Source organism: Mycolicibacterium sp. XJ2546, from assembly GCF_053483195.1.
On the sequence record NZ_JBEFRW010000001.1, the window covers coordinates 305,077 to 319,212 of the forward strand.

The 14,136-nt window shown below is 67.1% G+C and carries 16 protein-coding genes and 1 tRNA gene; 12 read left to right on the forward strand and 5 right to left on the reverse strand.

The features are described 5' to 3' along the window. Window position 1 precedes the first annotated feature (1 nt). The 8 genes from ABQE44_RS01560 to ABQE44_RS01595 all read left to right on the forward strand — a co-directional run bounded on the left by ABQE44_RS01560 (window position 2) and on the right by ABQE44_RS01595 (window position 8,969). Window positions 2-919, forward strand: a complete 918-nt coding sequence (locus ABQE44_RS01560) for an acyl-CoA dehydrogenase family protein (protein WP_448427939.1) — start codon at window positions 2-4, stop codon at window positions 917-919. Further along, entirely contained in the window at window positions 916-1,830 is a 915-nt protein-coding gene (locus ABQE44_RS01565; protein ID WP_448427941.1) for a Gfo/Idh/MocA family protein, read from the forward strand. Before ABQE44_RS01560 ends, ABQE44_RS01565 begins: the two co-directional genes overlap by 4 nt. Further along, the gene (locus ABQE44_RS01570; RefSeq protein WP_448427943.1) at window positions 1,827-2,987 is read left to right on the forward strand and encodes an acyl-CoA dehydrogenase family protein; all 1,161 of its coding nucleotides are present in this window, start codon (window positions 1,827-1,829) and stop codon (window positions 2,985-2,987) included. Before ABQE44_RS01565 ends, ABQE44_RS01570 begins: the two co-directional genes overlap by 4 nt. Continuing rightward, window positions 2,984-3,940, forward strand: coding sequence for an acyl-CoA dehydrogenase family protein (locus tag ABQE44_RS01575; protein ID WP_448427945.1), 957 nt, complete (start codon window positions 2,984-2,986; stop codon window positions 3,938-3,940). The genes ABQE44_RS01570 and ABQE44_RS01575 overlap by 4 nt, the downstream gene beginning before the upstream one ends. An 11-nt stretch (window positions 3,941-3,951) precedes the next feature. Next, window positions 3,952-5,664 (forward strand): thiamine pyrophosphate-binding protein, encoded by a 1,713-nt coding sequence (locus ABQE44_RS01580; RefSeq protein WP_448427947.1) that lies wholly within the window; start codon window positions 3,952-3,954, stop codon window positions 5,662-5,664. A gap of 15 nt (window positions 5,665-5,679) precedes the next feature. Further along, on the forward strand, window positions 5,680-7,116 hold the full coding sequence (locus ABQE44_RS01585) for an aldehyde dehydrogenase family protein (protein WP_448393748.1): 1,437 nt from the start codon (window positions 5,680-5,682) through the stop codon (window positions 7,114-7,116). 9 nt (window positions 7,117-7,125) lie between these two features. After that, window positions 7,126-8,022, forward strand: a complete 897-nt coding sequence (locus ABQE44_RS01590; protein ID WP_448393749.1) for an amidohydrolase family protein — start codon at window positions 7,126-7,128, stop codon at window positions 8,020-8,022. Between the two features lie 173 nt (window positions 8,023-8,195). Next, window positions 8,196-8,969 (forward strand): VOC family protein, encoded by a 774-nt coding sequence (locus tag ABQE44_RS01595; RefSeq protein WP_448427949.1) that lies wholly within the window; start codon window positions 8,196-8,198, stop codon window positions 8,967-8,969. On the opposite strand, the gene ABQE44_RS01600 is transcribed toward ABQE44_RS01595, so the two are convergent. Next, window positions 8,966-9,622 carry an SDR family oxidoreductase gene (locus tag ABQE44_RS01600; protein WP_448427951.1) on the reverse strand — a complete coding sequence of 219 codons (657 nt, stop codon included), beginning with the start codon at window positions 9,620-9,622 and terminating at the stop codon, window positions 8,966-8,968. The genes ABQE44_RS01595 and ABQE44_RS01600 overlap by 4 nt on opposite strands. A gap of 119 nt (window positions 9,623-9,741) precedes the next feature. Between ABQE44_RS01600 and ABQE44_RS01605 the strand changes: the two genes are divergently transcribed. Then, window positions 9,742-10,107, forward strand: a complete 366-nt coding sequence (locus tag ABQE44_RS01605; RefSeq protein ID WP_448393752.1) for an Hsp15 family ribosome-associated heat shock protein — start codon at window positions 9,742-9,744, stop codon at window positions 10,105-10,107. 6 nt (window positions 10,108-10,113) lie between these two features. Here ABQE44_RS01605 and ABQE44_RS01610 read toward each other — a convergent pair whose 3' ends face one another. Beyond that, window positions 10,114-10,560, reverse strand: a complete 447-nt coding sequence (locus tag ABQE44_RS01610; RefSeq protein WP_448393753.1) for a cupin domain-containing protein — start codon at window positions 10,558-10,560, stop codon at window positions 10,114-10,116. A 78-nt stretch (window positions 10,561-10,638) separates the two neighbouring features. Here ABQE44_RS01610 and ABQE44_RS01615 point away from each other — a divergent pair, with 78 nt between their 5' ends. Continuing rightward, complete coding sequence (locus ABQE44_RS01615) at window positions 10,639-11,076, forward strand: hypothetical protein (RefSeq protein WP_448393754.1); 438 nt, start codon at window positions 10,639-10,641, stop codon at window positions 11,074-11,076. Then, complete coding sequence (locus ABQE44_RS01620; RefSeq protein WP_448393755.1) at window positions 11,073-11,681, forward strand: GNAT family N-acetyltransferase; 609 nt, start codon at window positions 11,073-11,075, stop codon at window positions 11,679-11,681. The genes ABQE44_RS01615 and ABQE44_RS01620 overlap by 4 nt, the downstream gene beginning before the upstream one ends. On the opposite strand, the gene ABQE44_RS01625 is transcribed toward ABQE44_RS01620, so the two are convergent. Then, a complete protein-coding gene (locus ABQE44_RS01625) occupies window positions 11,678-12,127 on the reverse strand; it encodes an Hsp20/alpha crystallin family protein (protein ID WP_448393756.1) in 450 nt (149 codons plus the stop codon). The two genes, ABQE44_RS01620 and ABQE44_RS01625, sit on opposite strands and share 4 nt — an antisense overlap. 349 nt (window positions 12,128-12,476) lie before the next feature. Here ABQE44_RS01625 and ABQE44_RS01630 point away from each other — a divergent pair, with 349 nt between their 5' ends. Continuing rightward, window positions 12,477-13,166, forward strand: coding sequence for a GAF and ANTAR domain-containing protein (locus ABQE44_RS01630; protein ID WP_448393757.1), 690 nt, complete (start codon window positions 12,477-12,479; stop codon window positions 13,164-13,166). A gap of 5 nt (window positions 13,167-13,171) precedes the next feature. Here ABQE44_RS01630 and ABQE44_RS01635 read toward each other — a convergent pair. Beyond that, window positions 13,172-13,244, reverse strand: a tRNA-Arg gene (locus ABQE44_RS01635). A gap of 28 nt (window positions 13,245-13,272) precedes the next feature. Continuing rightward, window positions 13,273-14,094, reverse strand: coding sequence for a TIGR03621 family F420-dependent LLM class oxidoreductase (locus ABQE44_RS01640; protein WP_448393758.1), 822 nt, complete (start codon window positions 14,092-14,094; stop codon window positions 13,273-13,275). Between the last annotated feature and the right edge of the window lie 42 nt (window positions 14,095-14,136).

Consider the following 14,136-nt stretch of genomic DNA (forward strand, 5'->3'; position numbering starts at 1 on the left):
TATGATTTTGGATCTGTCCGACGACGCCGCCGAGTACGGACGCCAAGCGCTGCGGGCCTTCGAGGCCGCAGGTGGTGACCTGCTGGTGCAGCAGGCCGAAGCCGATTCGGCCCGCCGCGAACCGCTTGCCGCCGCTGTCCTCGCCGGTCTGGGCGCATGGGATCTGGACCCCCGCGCCGACGGCGACGGGCTGGAGGCCGCGGCGGCGCTGTGCCGAAGCGCGGGCTACTGGGCACTGCCGTACCCGGTCGCCGAACGGCTGGCCAAGCCGACCGATCTGGACGCCGACGGGTTGATCGTCATCGCCGGACCACGCCCGGCCGCCCCGCTGGCCGGTCTCCAATCCCGCTGGATAGCAGTGGCTCTGGACGGTGTCCGGCACCGCGTGGGCGGGCTGGGTCCGCCGGGACCGGGGTTCGTCACCGAGCTGGAATTGGACCGCGTCGACGACGACGGCGCCGCGGACGTCGCGCTGGGTCTGGTGCTGCCGTGCTGGACGCTGCTGGGCATGCTCGACCGGGCGATCGAACTGACCGTCACCCATATCAGCCTGCGCAAGCAGTTCGGGCAGACGCTTTCGACGTTTCAGGGTGTGCAGTTTCAGCTCACCGACGCCGAAGTCGAGCGCAGCGGGCTCGACATCCTCGCCAAGTACGCGCTGTGGAGCGTCCAAGAAGACCGGCCCGAGGCGCTCAACGACGCGCTGGCGCTGAGGATGTCGGCGATCGAGGCCGCCGAGGTGGTGTTCCGGGTGTGTCACCAGCTGCACGGCGCGGTCGGCTTCTGCGACGAGACCACGCTGTCATGGCTGTCGCGTTACAGCCAACCGCTACGGCGGCTGCCACTGGGCCTGTCGGCGACCCGCAACGAGCTGACCCGTAGCGCCGGCCGTGCCGGCCTGACAGGGCTGTACGCATGAAGGTCGTGGTGATCGGCACCGGTTTCGGCAAGCACGCCGCGGCCCCAGCCTATCAGAGCGTGGGCTTCGACGTCGAGGTGGTCAGCCCGCGCGACGATGCCGCGGTGGAAAACGCGCTGGCTTCCGACGCCAAATTGGTCTCCGTCCACTCACCGCCGTTCCTGCACCTCGAGCACGTGACGGCCGCGATCGAGCACGGCCATGCGGTGTTGTGTGACAAGCCGTTCGGACGCAATGCCGACGAGGCGACCGCCATGCGCGACACGGCTAGAGACGCCGGCGTCGCCAACTTCTTGAACTTCGAGTTCCGGTTCAACGAACCGTGGGCGAAGCTCAAAACGCTCGCCGACGCGGGGACCATCGGCGCACCAAAGCATTTGAGTTGGAACTTCTTCGGCAGCGGACTGCGGGGGCGCCCGCTCGGCTGGATCAACGACCGCGACCTCGGCGGCGGCTGGATCGGGGCCTACGGCTCCCATCTGATCGACTTCACCCGCTGGCTGTTCGGCAGCGACATCGTCGACTGCGGCGGCGTCACTCGCACTGACATCCCCGGTGCCACAGCCGAGGACGGCTATTCGGGGTGGTTCCGGCTGGCCAACGGGGCCACCGCCACTCACGACACCGGGTTCGCCGCCGCCGTGCCGTCGACGCCGCGCGCCACGCTGATGGGTACCGACGGGACCATCGAGTTGACCGGCGACACCACGCTGGTGGTGCGTCGACCCGGCGAAGAGCCCGCCACCACCGAGTTCGATCCGCCGCCGCGGCGCACCCCGCCGCCCGCGCAGAGCACCTACTTCGCCGAGGTCGCCGAAGCGCTGCGCACCGGTACCGCGATCACCCCGTCGTTCGACGACGGCGTGGCTGTCGCACGCACCATGGATCAGCTTCGGGCCAACGCATCATGACCGCCACTCAGTTTCGGCAGCACGTGCGGCAGTGGTGCGAAGAGCACATTCCGCCCGACTGGCGCGAGCAGCAGACCGGTGCCACCGACGAACAGTTCGTCGCGTTCCAGAAAGCCTGGTTCGCCAAACTGCACAGCGCGGGTTTCGCCGTACCGCACTGGCCGCGCGAATGGGGCGGGGAACTGTCGGTCGCCGAACAGGTGGTGCTCTACCAGGAGTTGGCCCGACACGACGCGCCGCGGCTGGTGCTGGCCTTCGTCGGCATCCACCACGCCGCGTCGACCCTGCTGGCCGCGGGCACCGAGGAGCAGCGACGCCGGCATCTGCCCGCCATCCTCGACGGCGAGATCTGGGTGCAGGGCTTCTCCGAACCCGAAGCCGGATCGGATCTGGCGAGCCTGCGCACCACGGCACGCAAGTCCGGAGACACCTACGTGGTCAACGGGCAGAAGCTGTGGGCCAGCGGCGGTATGCACGCCGACTGGTGTCTGCTGCTGGCCCGCACCGACCCGGATGCGCCCAAACGTAAGGGCATCTCGTACTTCCTGCTGGATATGGCCACACCCGGTGTCGAGGTGCGGCCGATCCGCAACGCGGTCGGCGACTCGCACTTCTGCGAAATCTTCCTCAACGACGTGTCGATTCCGGCGACCAACCTCGTCGGCGCCGAGAACGCCGGATGGCAGGTCGCCCAGGCCACGTTGGGCGCCGAGCGGGGGATGACCATGCTCGAGCTCGCCGAGCGGCTCGGGAACGCCGGCTTCCGCTGGCTGGTACAGGCCAGCCCCGTCGACGACCCGATCGTCGCCGACCGGCTGGCGCAGTTCGAGACCGAGATCACCGGGCTGCGCGGGCTGTGCCGAAAGTTGGTGGAGACCAGCACAAATGCCCACCCCGGGCCTGCCGACGCGTCGATCGTCAAGCTCTACTACAGCGAGCTGCTGCAGCGGATGACCGATTTCGGCGCCGAGGTCGGCGGTCTGGCGGCCCACACCGAACTGACCAAACCGATGTCGAGCGGCTGGGAGTCCGGCTCCTGGGTACTCGACTTCATCGGCTCGTGGGAGTGGACCATTCCCGGCGGCGCGAGCGAGATCCAGCGCACCATCATCGGCGAGCGCGGCCTCGGCCTGCCGCGGGAACCGAGCAGCACATGACCACGGAATTCACCGAGTTCCACGACGAGCTGCGTTCGGTGGCAGCCAATTTGCTCGGCAAGGACCGCGCCGTCGATTGGCCCACGCTCGTCGAGGCCGGCTGGGTCGGGCTGGAGGTACCCGAGCAGCTCGGCGGCGCCGGGGCGACGTTTTCCGAAACGGCGATCATCTGTCAGGAGGTCGGCCGCGCCGCCGCAGCGACCAGCTACCTGGGCAGCGCGGTCTTGGCCGTCGGCGCGGTCAACGCGCTGCAGCCCAGCGATGCCCGCGACAAACTGCTGCGTGACATCGCATCCGGTGCGACCCGGGTGGCCGTCGCGTTCGAGCCGTACGACTTCGTGCCCGACGCCGAGGGCGCGGACCGGGTGCTCGTCGTCACCGAAAGCGGCATCGTCGAACCGGCCGTCACCGTCACCGCACAACCGGTTCTGGACGAAACCCGCTTTCTCGCAACGGTATCGGTTCCGGACCAAAATGGTGACGCGCTGCGCTTCGCCGGGGATCCCGATGCCGCGATACGCCGGCTGCGTGACCGGGCCGCCGTCGCCGTCGCGTGCGACAGCCTGGGGCTCAGCGAGGCCATGCTGACCGCCACCGTCGAGTACGCCAAGGTGCGCCAGCAGTTCGGCAGACCCATCGGGTCCTTCCAGGCCGTCAAACACGCCTGCGCCGACATGCTCGTCAGCATCGCCGTCTCCCGCCAGCTCGTCGCCGCCGCGGTACAAGCCATCGCCGGAAACGATCCCGACGCCGGCGTCGCCGCCGCGATGGCCAAGTCGCACGCGTGCGGGGCGGCCGTCGACATCGTCGGCAAGGCCATGCAGCTGCACGGCGGCATCGGCTACACGTGGGAGAGCGGCGTCCACGTCTACCTCAAACGCGCCGCGCTCAACCGTTCGCTGTTCGGATCGCCGGCAGCACACCGCCGAGAACTAGCCAAGCGCTACCAGTAAAGGAGTTTCGTATGGGCGTGCCCGTCTACAAACGCATTCTCGACCTCTTCGAGGCCGAGGGGGTCAACACGCTGTTCGGCATCCCGGACCCGAACTTCGTGCACATGTTCGCCGAGGCCGAGGCCCGCGGATGGTCGGTGGTCGCGCCGCACCACGAACTCAGCGCGGGGTTCATGGCGGAAGCGGCTTCGCGGATGACCGGCAAGCCGGGACTGTGCATCGGCACCCTCGGACCGGGTATGGCGAACATCGCGGGGGCAATCCAATGCGCACTTGTTGAGAACTCGCCGGTGATCTTCCTCGGCGGTCAGCGTGCCCGCATCACCGAGCGGCGCGTGCGGCGCGGCCGTATCCAATTCGTGCAGCAGGAACCGCTTTTCGAGGCGTCGGTCAAGTACAGCAGCTCGATCGAGTACGCCGACCAGACCGACGAGATCATCCGCGAGGCCATCCGCCGCTCGATGTCAGGCACGCCCGGACCCAGCTACGTGGAGTTCCCGTCGCACGTGATCCTCGAAGAGCTCGACGTCGCAGAAGCTTTGCCGCCCAACCGGTATCGCCTCATCAACCAAGGGGCGGGGGCGCCTGAATTGGCCGAGGCCGTGACGTTGATCCGCGAAGCGAAGAACCCGATCTTGCTCGTCGGCCACGGCGTACACACCTCCCGCACGCAGCAGCAGGTCAAAGAGTTGGCCGAGCTGATGGCGTGCCCGGTCATCCAAACCTCCGGAGGCACCTCGTACATCCCGGGACTGCAGGACCGGACATTCCCGTACCTGTTCTCCCCGGCCGCCAACGAGGCGGTCGAGGAATCCGACCTGTGCGTCGCGCTGGGAACCGAACTCGGCGAGCCCATGCACTACGGCAAAACGCAGCACTGGGCCGGAAACGACGCCAACCGCAAATGGGTATACGTCGAGCAGGATCCAGCGGCCGTCGGTGTCAACCGCCCGTTCGATGTGCCGCTGGTCGGCGATTTGCGCGGCGTCGTCCCGCAACTCGTCGAGGCGCTGCGCGATACCCCGCGCGAACCGTCGGCCAACCTCGAGAAGTTGGTCAAGGCCGACTCCGAAGAATTAGCGGAACTCGCCACATCCGCGCCATCGGGCCGCACGCCGATTCATCCGGCCCGGTTCGTCGTCGAAGCCACCAAGGCGTTCGACGAACTCGAGGACGGCATCATGGTGCGCGACGGCGGCGCGACCGTGATCTTCCAATGGACCTACTCGCAGTGCAAGCCGCGCGACGTGATCTGGAACCAGAATTTCGGACATCTGGGCACGGGACTGCCCTATGCGGTCGGCGCGTCGATCGCCGAGGGACGCAAACGCCCGGTGATGTTGCTGACGAGCGACTCTTCGTTCCTGTTTCACATCGCCGAACTCGAAACGGCCGCCCGCGAGGGTGTGCCGCTGGTGTGTGTGGTCGGCGTGGACCATCAGTGGGGCCTGGAGGTCGGCGTCTACAAGCGCACGTTCTCCCAGCCGTCCCCGCAGCCCGGGGTGCACTGGAGCAAGGACGTCCGGATGGACAAGATCGCCGAGGGCTTCGGCTGCCACGGCGAATACGTCGAGAAGGACGACGAGATCGGTCCGGCCATCGCCCGCGCCTATGCCAGCGGCAAGGTGGGTGTGGTGCACGTGAGCATCGACCCGAAGGCCAACTCTGAGGAGATGCCCAAGTACGACCGATTCCGGACCTGGTATGCAGAAGGCACACAGTAGAGAAAGATGGGCACCATGCGTGAGTATCTGAAGTTTTACATCGACGGAAAGTGGGTCGACCCGGTCCGGCCCAACACCCTCGACGTGGACAACCCGACGACAGAAGAAGTCTCCGGCCGGATCTCGATCGGTTCCGCCGTCGACGTCGACGTGGCCGTGCAGGCGGCCCGCAAGGCGTTCGCCACCTGGTCACAGTCCAGCCGCGAAGAACGACTCGACCTGCTGCAGGCGATCATGGCCGAGTACCAGAAGCGCTCCGATGACCTGGCCGCCGCGGTCAGCGAGGAGATGGGCGCCCCCGCATCCCTTGCAGCGGGCCCGCAGGTGGCGCTGGGAATGGGCCATATGGCGACGGCCATCGACGTGCTGAAGAACTTCGCGTTCGAAGAACAGCTCGGATCCACGCTGGTGGTCCGGGAACCGATCGGTGTCTGCGGTCTGATCACGCCGTGGAACTGGCCCATCAACCAGATCGCCTGCAAGGTGTTTCCGGCGCTGGCCACGGGCTGCACCATGGTGCTCAAGCCGTCAGAGGTAGCACCGTACTCCGCGCAGATCTTCACCGAGATCGTCGACGCCGCAGGCGTTCCCGCCGGCGTGTACAACCTCGTCTACGGTGACGGCCCCGGCGTCGGCGCGGCACTGTCCAGCCACCCTGACATCGACATGGTGTCCTTCACCGGGTCCACCCGCGCCGGCGTCGACGTCGCACGCAACGCGGCCGCCACGGTGAAGCGGGTGACGCAGGAACTCGGCGGCAAGAGCCCCAACATCGTGCTCGACGACGACGACTTCGCCAAGAGCGTGGCCGCGGGGACGACGGTGATGATGGTCAACAGCGGCCAGAGCTGCAATGCCCCGTCGCGCATGCTGGTGCCGAACTCGCGGATGGACGAGGCCATCGCCGTGGCCAAGGAAACCGCCGCCACGGTGAAGGTCGGCGACCCTGACGAACCCCGCGCGTTGGGCCCGGTGGCGTCCAAGGCGCAGTTCGACAAGATCCAGGGCCTGCTGCAAAAGGGCATCGACGAAGGCGCGACGCTGGTGATCGGCGGTCCGGGTCGTCCCGATGGTCTGGATACCGGCTACTACGTCAAGCCGACGGTGTTCGCCAACGTGCGCAACGACATGACCATCGCCCGCGAGGAGATCTTCGGGCCGGTGTTGTGCATCATCGGCTACGACGATCTCGACGAGGCGCTCGAGATCGCCAACGACACCGAGTACGGGCTGGCCGGATACGTCTCCGGTGCCGATCTGGAGCAGGCCCGGTCGGTGGCGCGCCGGATCCGTGCCGGCTCGGTCGCGATCAACCACGGTTTCGACATGACTGCACCGTTCGGCGGGTACAAGCGCAGCGGTAACGGCCGCGAATGGGGTCACTTCGGCTTCGACGAATACCTGGAGACCAAGTCGGCGATCGGTTACGCGCCGGAGGCCGCCGCCGGGTAGTCAGCGTCCATGGTGAGCGAAAAGTACGAGTACGGGCTCGATTTCGCCGGCATCGCCGCGATCGACATCCACACGCACGTCGAGGTCGACGGCCACGGCCACAAGGCCTACACCGACGAGTTGATCGAGGCGACCGAGAAGTACTTCAAGCGGTCGCCCGGTCAGCTGTCGAGCGTGGACGGCATTGCCGCGCTGTACCGGCAGCACAACACCGCCGCGGTGGTGTTCACGATCGACGCGCGCACCGCGATGCGCCATGTGCCCAACTCGATCGCGGACCTCGTCGCCGGTGCGGTACGCAACAGCGATGTGCTCATCCCGTTCGGCAGCGTGGATCCGTGGCAAGGGCGGGCGGCGGTGCACCGGGTGCGCGAGCTCGTCGGCGACTATGGCGTCAAGGGCTTCAAGTTCCACCCGAGCATGCAGGCCTTCGAGCCCAACGACCGTCGCTTCTATCCGATCTACGAGGCGATCACCGAGGCCGGCGTGCCCGCCCTGTTCCACACCGGGCAGACCGGCATGGGCTCGGGGCTGCCGGGTGGTGGCCGGGTGAAGCTGCGGTACTCGGATCCGATGCTGCTCGACGACGTCGCCGCCGATTTCCCGGAGTTGAGGATCGTGATGGCCCATCCCGCAGTGCCGTGGGTGGACGCGCAGATCGCGATCGCCGCCCACAAGGCCAACGTCTACCTCGACCTGTCCGGCTGGAGCCCGAAATATTTTCCGCCCCAGCTCGTGCAGGCCCTGGGCAGGCAGCTGCGCACCAAGGCGTTGTTCGGAACCGATTTCCCCTACATCGGCCTGGACCGGTGGCGACGCGACTTCGAGGCGCTCGACCTCGACCCGGCTGTGGTGCCGCTGGTCTACAAGGAGAACGCGCTGCGGGTTCTCGGGCTGAGTTCTTGAGCGTGAGCCCCTTTCGAGCGCGAGCCCCTTTCGAGCGCGAGCAGACGCAGAAACGTGCGAAACGCCGCTCGGTAACAACATTCTCTGTCTGCTCGCCGAAGAGGGGCGATGAGTTTTCCTGCCGAGCGCGGTCTGCATGGTGACCGACCCACACCATTACGAAGGAGACCATCGTGCCCGTTCGCACTTCCGCCCCGGTGGGCGCCCCGACCTGGATCGACCTCGCCAGCTCCGACCTCGAACGCTCGAAGCAGTTCTACGGCGAGGTGTTCGGCTGGACGTTCGAGTCGGCAGGCCCGGAATACGGTGGCTACGTCACGGCATCCTTAGCCGGCAAGCCGGTCGCGGGGCTGATGCACAACGACCCGCAGTGGAACGACCCCGACGGGTGGAGCGTCTACTTCCACACCGTCGATGCCCAGGCCACCCTCGACCAGGCGTTGGCCGTCGGCGCATTCACCTGCGGCGCACCCGTGATGGAGATCAAGGACAAGGGCTGGATGGCCATGCTGAGCGATCCCGCCGGCGCGATGTTCGGGTTGTGGCAGCCGGCCGGGCACCGCGGCTTCGGGGTGGTCAACGAGCACGGCGCGCCGGTGTACTTCCAGTGGAGCGGCCGCGACTATGCGACGGCGCAGGCGTTCTACCGCGAGGCGTTCGGCTGGCAGATCGAGACGGTGTCGGATACCGACGAATTCCGGTACAGCACAGCCAGCTTCGACGGCGAGGCGCTGCTGGGGCTGATGGACGCGACCAGTTTCCTACCCGAGGGCCAACCCTCCAACTGGAACTTCTTCCTCGGCGCCGACGACGTCGACAAGACCGTGCAGCTGATCGTCGACAACGGCGGCAGCGTGATCCGCGCTGCCGAAGACACCCCGTACGGACGGCTGGCCGCGGTCGCTGACCCGACCGGCGCCGGCTTCAACCTGTCGTCGCTGACCTAGGCCGTCATGCGGTGCTCGGGCCCGCCGACATACACCATCCCGGTCGGGCGCGCGGTGTTGACCGCGTCAACGACCGCCCCGGCGTAGGAACCGTCGACGGTGTCACCGGAGACGACCGTGAAATGCACTCCGGCGCGGTGGAATTCCGAACGCATCGCATAGAGCGTGGCTTCACCGGCCCACTTGCTCGCGGCGAGGGCCGTGTGGCCTTTCGGGACCGCCTTGTAGGGATAGAAGTGACCCCAATGGTCGGTGACGAAGACGATGCGCCCGCCCGCCGGTATCAGCGGCATGGCCCTCCGCGCGAGACAGCGCTGAGCGTCCCGGTTGAGGCGCATCGCCGAACGGGGCTGCGCGCCCGGCTCGAGGTGAACCGAGGCGTTGAGGATCAGGGCGTCCAACCGTCCGAAGCGGGCCGCGACGGTGTCGACCATCGCAGCGCAGTCGGCCGGTTCGCAGATGTCGGCGGGCAGCGTGGAGGCGCGCCCACCCGCCCTGGTGATGGCGTCCGCGACGGATTGGGCACGCTCGGCCGCCGTGCGGTAGTGCACGACGACGTGCGTGTCGGCGTCGGCGAGTTGCTGCGCGATCTGTGCGCCGGTGCCGCTGGAACCACCGGTGACCAGGACAATCCGTGCAGGTGTGTCATGCATGGCGGGCTCCTCACTGTGGCCGCTGTCGGTGAGCTTCCCAACACCGTACACCAATTCCTAAGAAAAATAAGGGCAAGATAAGGTCACAATAAGGTTGACTGGTTGGGCAGAATGGCCGGGTGGAGTCGGCGCGTGTGGACAGGTGGCTGTGGTCCGTCCGCCTGGCCAAGACCCGACCGGATGCCGCCGGCGCGTGTCGGGGCGGGCGGGTGCGGGTCAACGGCCGGCCCGCCAAACCGGCCACCATGGTGTCGCCGGGCGACGAGGTGCGCGCCCGTATCGGTGAGGCCACCCGCGTCGTCGAGGTGGTGCGCGTCATCCACAAACGGGTCGGTGCGGCGGATGCGGCAACGTGCTTCCTGGACCGAACCTCCAAACCCCCTATCGCGCAGTCGGTTCCCGTTGCAGCCCGCGAGCGCGGCGCCGGGCGGCCGACCAAGCGGGACCGTCGGATGTTGGAGAAGCTGCGCGGAAGCCGACGGTAGATCGCTTCAGTCGGTGGGCGCGGCCAACTCGAAGTCGGCGAAGTCGAATCCGGGTACCACCACACAACTGACCAGAGACGGTTCATCGTCGCGAGGCCTGGCACGCTGCCAGTACCCGGGCGGTACCACGTGCTGGGGGTGTTCGCCGGCCGAGATATCGGCACCGAGCAGATGTGTTGTGGCCCCGGCTTGTTCGCGGCCGACTTCAAGAAGCAGCGGGCTGCCGGAATGGTAGAGCCACAGCTCTGAGCTGCGCACGGTGTGCCACGCGGATTGCTGACCCGGCATCAGCAGAAACAGGATCGCCGTTCCGGCGCTGCGCGGGCCGGTGTAGTCGGGGGGCAGTGCGGACTGCGGCATGGTCAACTCACTGCGCCAGGTCTCCCGAAACCAACCACCCTCGGGATGAGGGGACAGGTCTAGACGACGCGCCCAGTCGGGAAGTTCGGTCATTTCAGCACCCGCGCTTTCGGTGTCGGACACTCCACCTTAAAGATCGGGGCCACGCGGCACACCCGATAGGCTCAGGCCATGTCCCGCGTGCGCCCCGGTTGGTTGGTGGCGCTGTGCGCAGCGGTCTTGGTCGTCAGCGCCTGGCTGCCGTGGCTGACCACGTCGGCTGACGGCGGCGGTCGGGCAAATGCGATCGGCGGTGTCACCGTGGGCGAGTTGCCGGCGCCGCCGCCCGGGTTCGGGGTGGGGCAGTTGATCGTGTTGTTGGGGGCGACGCTGATCGTGGCGGGCGCGATGGCGGGGCGTGGGTTGTCGGGTCGGCTGGCTTCGTCGGCGGCGTTGGCGATTTCGGTCCTCGTGGTGGTGATGACGGTCTGGTATTACCGGCTCTACGTGTATCCACCGATTTCCGCGGGCTACGGACTGTTTCTCGCCGGCGCAGTCGCCGTCGTCGCGGTGATCTTGTCGGTGTGGGCGATGATGGCCGCCTGGTCGACGGCTGACCGGGCGGCATGACCGGCTTTGTCGCGCCGGTGACGCTGACCGGCGAGCGTTGGGTGCGGCTGGAACCGCTTAGCCACGAACACATCCCGGAGATCGCCGCAGCAGTGGCCGACGGGGAGCTGGGCCGGCTGTGGTTCACGGCGGCACCGGCGCCGGAGGCCGTACAGCAGTGGGTAGGCAACCGGTTGGCGGTGCAAAGCCCCGACCAGGGGCTGACATTAGTGGTGCGCCGCCTCGACGGCATGTTGGTCGGGTCCTCGAGCTACATGTGCGTCGACGCACCCAACCGGCGGCTGGAGATCGGCAACACCTGGTACGTCGAGCCGGCGCGGCGCAGCGGCGTCAACTCCGAAACCAAGTTGCTGATGCTGAGCCACGCCTTCGACCGGCTTGGCTGTGTCGCAGTGGAATTCCGCACCCACTACTTCAATGTCACCAGCCGTGCGGCCATCGAGCGGCTAGGCGCCAAGCTCGACGGCGTGCTACGCAGCCACCAACTGTTGCCCGACGGGTCGAGGCGCGACACGGTGGTGTACTCGATCCTGGACATCGAGTGGCCGGCAGTGCGGTCCAACCTGAGGTTCAGGTTGGACCGCAACGGTTTCCGTGGCGGCTAGTCGGATTCGACGGTCGTCGGTTCGATCGACTTCTGGCCCCCGCCGTGGGCAACCTCGATCTTGCGTGGCTTGGCGCGTTCGGCGAGCGGAATGGTCACGGACAGCACGCCGTTTTCGTAGGTCGCCGAAATCGCCGACGCGTCAACGCCTTCGCCGAGCGATAGCTGCCTGCGGTAGGTGCCGAAGAACCTCTCGTTGGCCAGCCACTGGGCCGACTCTTCCGAGCGTGCGGTGCGGTGCGCCGAGATCGTCAGGGTGCCGTTGTCGACGTTGACGTCCACGGATCCGGGGTCGACGCCGGGTAGGTCGGCGGTCAGCAGGTAGTGGTCGTCGATCTTGCAGAGGTCCATCGGCATGAACCGAGGGGTGCGGCTTGATCCGGTCTGGCTTGTCAGCAGGCCCCGGGTCAAGGCATCAAGGTCACTGAACGGATCAAAGCGAAGCACAGCAATCCACCTCCTTGTACCTTCAGGCCCGCCACCCTGGCGGGCAGCTAAATCACTGTGCACCTGCGAGATTAGCACTCTTATGGCGAGAGTGCTAGCCAGATGGAAGGCATTTTCGGCACAAGTTCGCGTCGGTATCGCGGGCGGGGTGTGTGGTCGCGCGGGGCGAGGGCGCGATTGCGAAGAATTGGGCGGTATCCGCGGGCGGCCCCGTCGGCTGTGTTCTGAACCGACGAGACCTCAGCAAGCCTAGTGGTCGACCACTACGCTCGCCTCTAGAAACAATGCCCGGACCTGGGAAAAGGCAAACGTTCGTGTATTGGATAGCGACAGCGGGAAGACCTTGGAGATGGCTGACCTCACGAACCCACATAGCCTGGCGCAACGGATGGCCGAACTGGCGCGTGCCTCCGCGGCTCCGCGCACCGTCGAGGAGGTCCTGTCCGACGTCACCACGACGGCAGGCGAGCTGATACCGGGTGTCGACACGGCCGGCGTACTCCTGGTCGGCAAGGGCGGCAGATACGAGTCACTGGCTGGCCTCACCGACATGCCGCACAAGCTCGACGAGCTTCAGATGACTTACAACGAAGGGCCGTGTCTGCAGGCCGCGGTCGACGAGGTCATCGTGCGCACCGACGACTTTCGGGAGGAGGACCGCTGGCCCAAGTACGCGCCGGCGTGTGTCGAACTGGGAGTGCTCAGCGGATTGTCGGTCAAGTTGTACACCGCCGACCGCACAGCCGGTGCGCTCAACCTGTTCAGTTTCAGGCCCAACGCCTTCGGTGCCGAGGACGAAACGGTTGGGTCGATCCTCGCCGCACACGCTGCGGCGGCGATCCTGGCCAGCAGGCACGGCGAGCAACTCGTATCGGCGCTGTCCACCAGAGACCGCATTGGCCAGGCCAAGGGCATCATCATGGAGCGCTACGGCGTCGACGATGTGCGGGCGTTCGAGATGCTCAAACAGATTTCTCAGGACAGCAACACCCGGTTGGTCGACGTTGCCCAGGGCGTCATCGACACGCGCAACACCTGATTCTGTGCCCCCGGCAGGATTCGAACCTGCGACACCGGCTTTAGGAGAGCCGTGCTCTATCCCCTGAGCTACGGGGGCGCGACCGCACGGAGCTTACCGAAAGCCGTCAGCGCAACTCGGCGATCACCTTCGCGAACACCTCGGCATGACGCTGTTGCACCGTGATGTAAGTGACGCCGTAGGTCTCACGATAGCCGCGGATGGTGTCCGCGATCTCCTTCGTCGACCCCGACAGCACCGCAGGGGTGCGCAGTAGCTCATCGTCGGACAACCCGGGCAGGAACTGGCGCGTGATCGCCATATCCGGCCGGCCCGAGTCGTCGGTCGGCATCGCGGTGACGGCGAGGTTGAGCTCCAGGCGCCCGAAGCGCTCGCCGGCGGCGTCGCGGACGAAGGCGACGCGGTCGGCGAGCGGGTCGAAATTTGGGCCGACGGGTGCGCCGCCGGTCAGCCCGATGATGTCGGCCCGCTGCGCGGCGAGGGTCAGCAGTTTGTCGCCGTTGCCGGCGATGAGGATCGGCACATCGGGCACGTGCGCGGTGAAGTGCTCGGTCACATGGCTCAGCCAGGCGACCCGCTGCCCGGGCGTCGGGAACGGCAGCTCGGCCTGCTCGAACTCCTCCTTGACGTACCCGGCGCCCAGGCCGAGCTCGAAGCGCCCGTCGGACAGGTCCCGCAGCGAGGTGACGTCACGGGCCAGCAGCGCGGGCCGGTAGAAGCCGGCGTTGAGCACGAACGTGCCGACCCGAAGCCGCTCGGTGGCCACCGCGATCGCGGTCAGCATCGGAAACGGCGCGGTGGTGTAGAGGTGATCGGCCATGTGCAGCACGTCGTAGCCCATGTCCTCGACACGCCGGGCGAAGTCCTGCACCGACCGTCGGCGACGCGCGGCCTGTAGCCCAACGCCGAACCGGAAATCCTTGGCCATCACCAGATGGTATTCGCCAGGCGGGCAGAGAAGGTTTGGCGG

Excerpts from the sequence above, each read along its gene's own strand:
- ABQE44_RS01560 (WP_448427939.1), top strand. The coding sequence starts at position 2 with ATGATTTTGGATCTGTCCGACGACGCCGCCGAGTACGGACGCCAAGCG.
- ABQE44_RS01565 (WP_448427941.1), top strand. The coding sequence starts at position 916 with ATGAAGGTCGTGGTGATCGGCACCGGTTTCGGCAAGCACGCCGCGGCC.
- ABQE44_RS01570 (WP_448427943.1), top strand. The coding sequence starts at position 1,827 with ATGACCGCCACTCAGTTTCGGCAGCACGTGCGGCAGTGGTGCGAAGAG.
- ABQE44_RS01575 (WP_448427945.1), top strand. The coding sequence starts at position 2,984 with ATGACCACGGAATTCACCGAGTTCCACGACGAGCTGCGTTCGGTGGCA.
- ABQE44_RS01580 (WP_448427947.1), top strand. The coding sequence starts at position 3,952 with ATGGGCGTGCCCGTCTACAAACGCATTCTCGACCTCTTCGAGGCCGAG.
- ABQE44_RS01585 (WP_448393748.1), top strand. The coding sequence starts at position 5,680 with ATGCGTGAGTATCTGAAGTTTTACATCGACGGAAAGTGGGTCGACCCG.
- ABQE44_RS01590 (WP_448393749.1), top strand. The coding sequence starts at position 7,126 with ATGGTGAGCGAAAAGTACGAGTACGGGCTCGATTTCGCCGGCATCGCC.
- ABQE44_RS01600 (WP_448427951.1), bottom strand. The coding sequence starts at position 9,622 with ATGCATGACACACCTGCACGGATTGTCCTGGTCACCGGTGGTTCCAGC.
- ABQE44_RS01610 (WP_448393753.1), bottom strand. The coding sequence starts at position 10,560 with ATGACCGAACTTCCCGACTGGGCGCGTCGTCTAGACCTGTCCCCTCAT.
- ABQE44_RS01615 (WP_448393754.1), top strand. The coding sequence starts at position 10,639 with ATGTCCCGCGTGCGCCCCGGTTGGTTGGTGGCGCTGTGCGCAGCGGTC.
- ABQE44_RS01620 (WP_448393755.1), top strand. The coding sequence starts at position 11,073 with ATGACCGGCTTTGTCGCGCCGGTGACGCTGACCGGCGAGCGTTGGGTG.
- ABQE44_RS01630 (WP_448393757.1), top strand. The coding sequence starts at position 12,477 with ATGGCTGACCTCACGAACCCACATAGCCTGGCGCAACGGATGGCCGAA.
- ABQE44_RS01640 (WP_448393758.1), bottom strand. The coding sequence starts at position 14,094 with ATGGCCAAGGATTTCCGGTTCGGCGTTGGGCTACAGGCCGCGCGTCGC.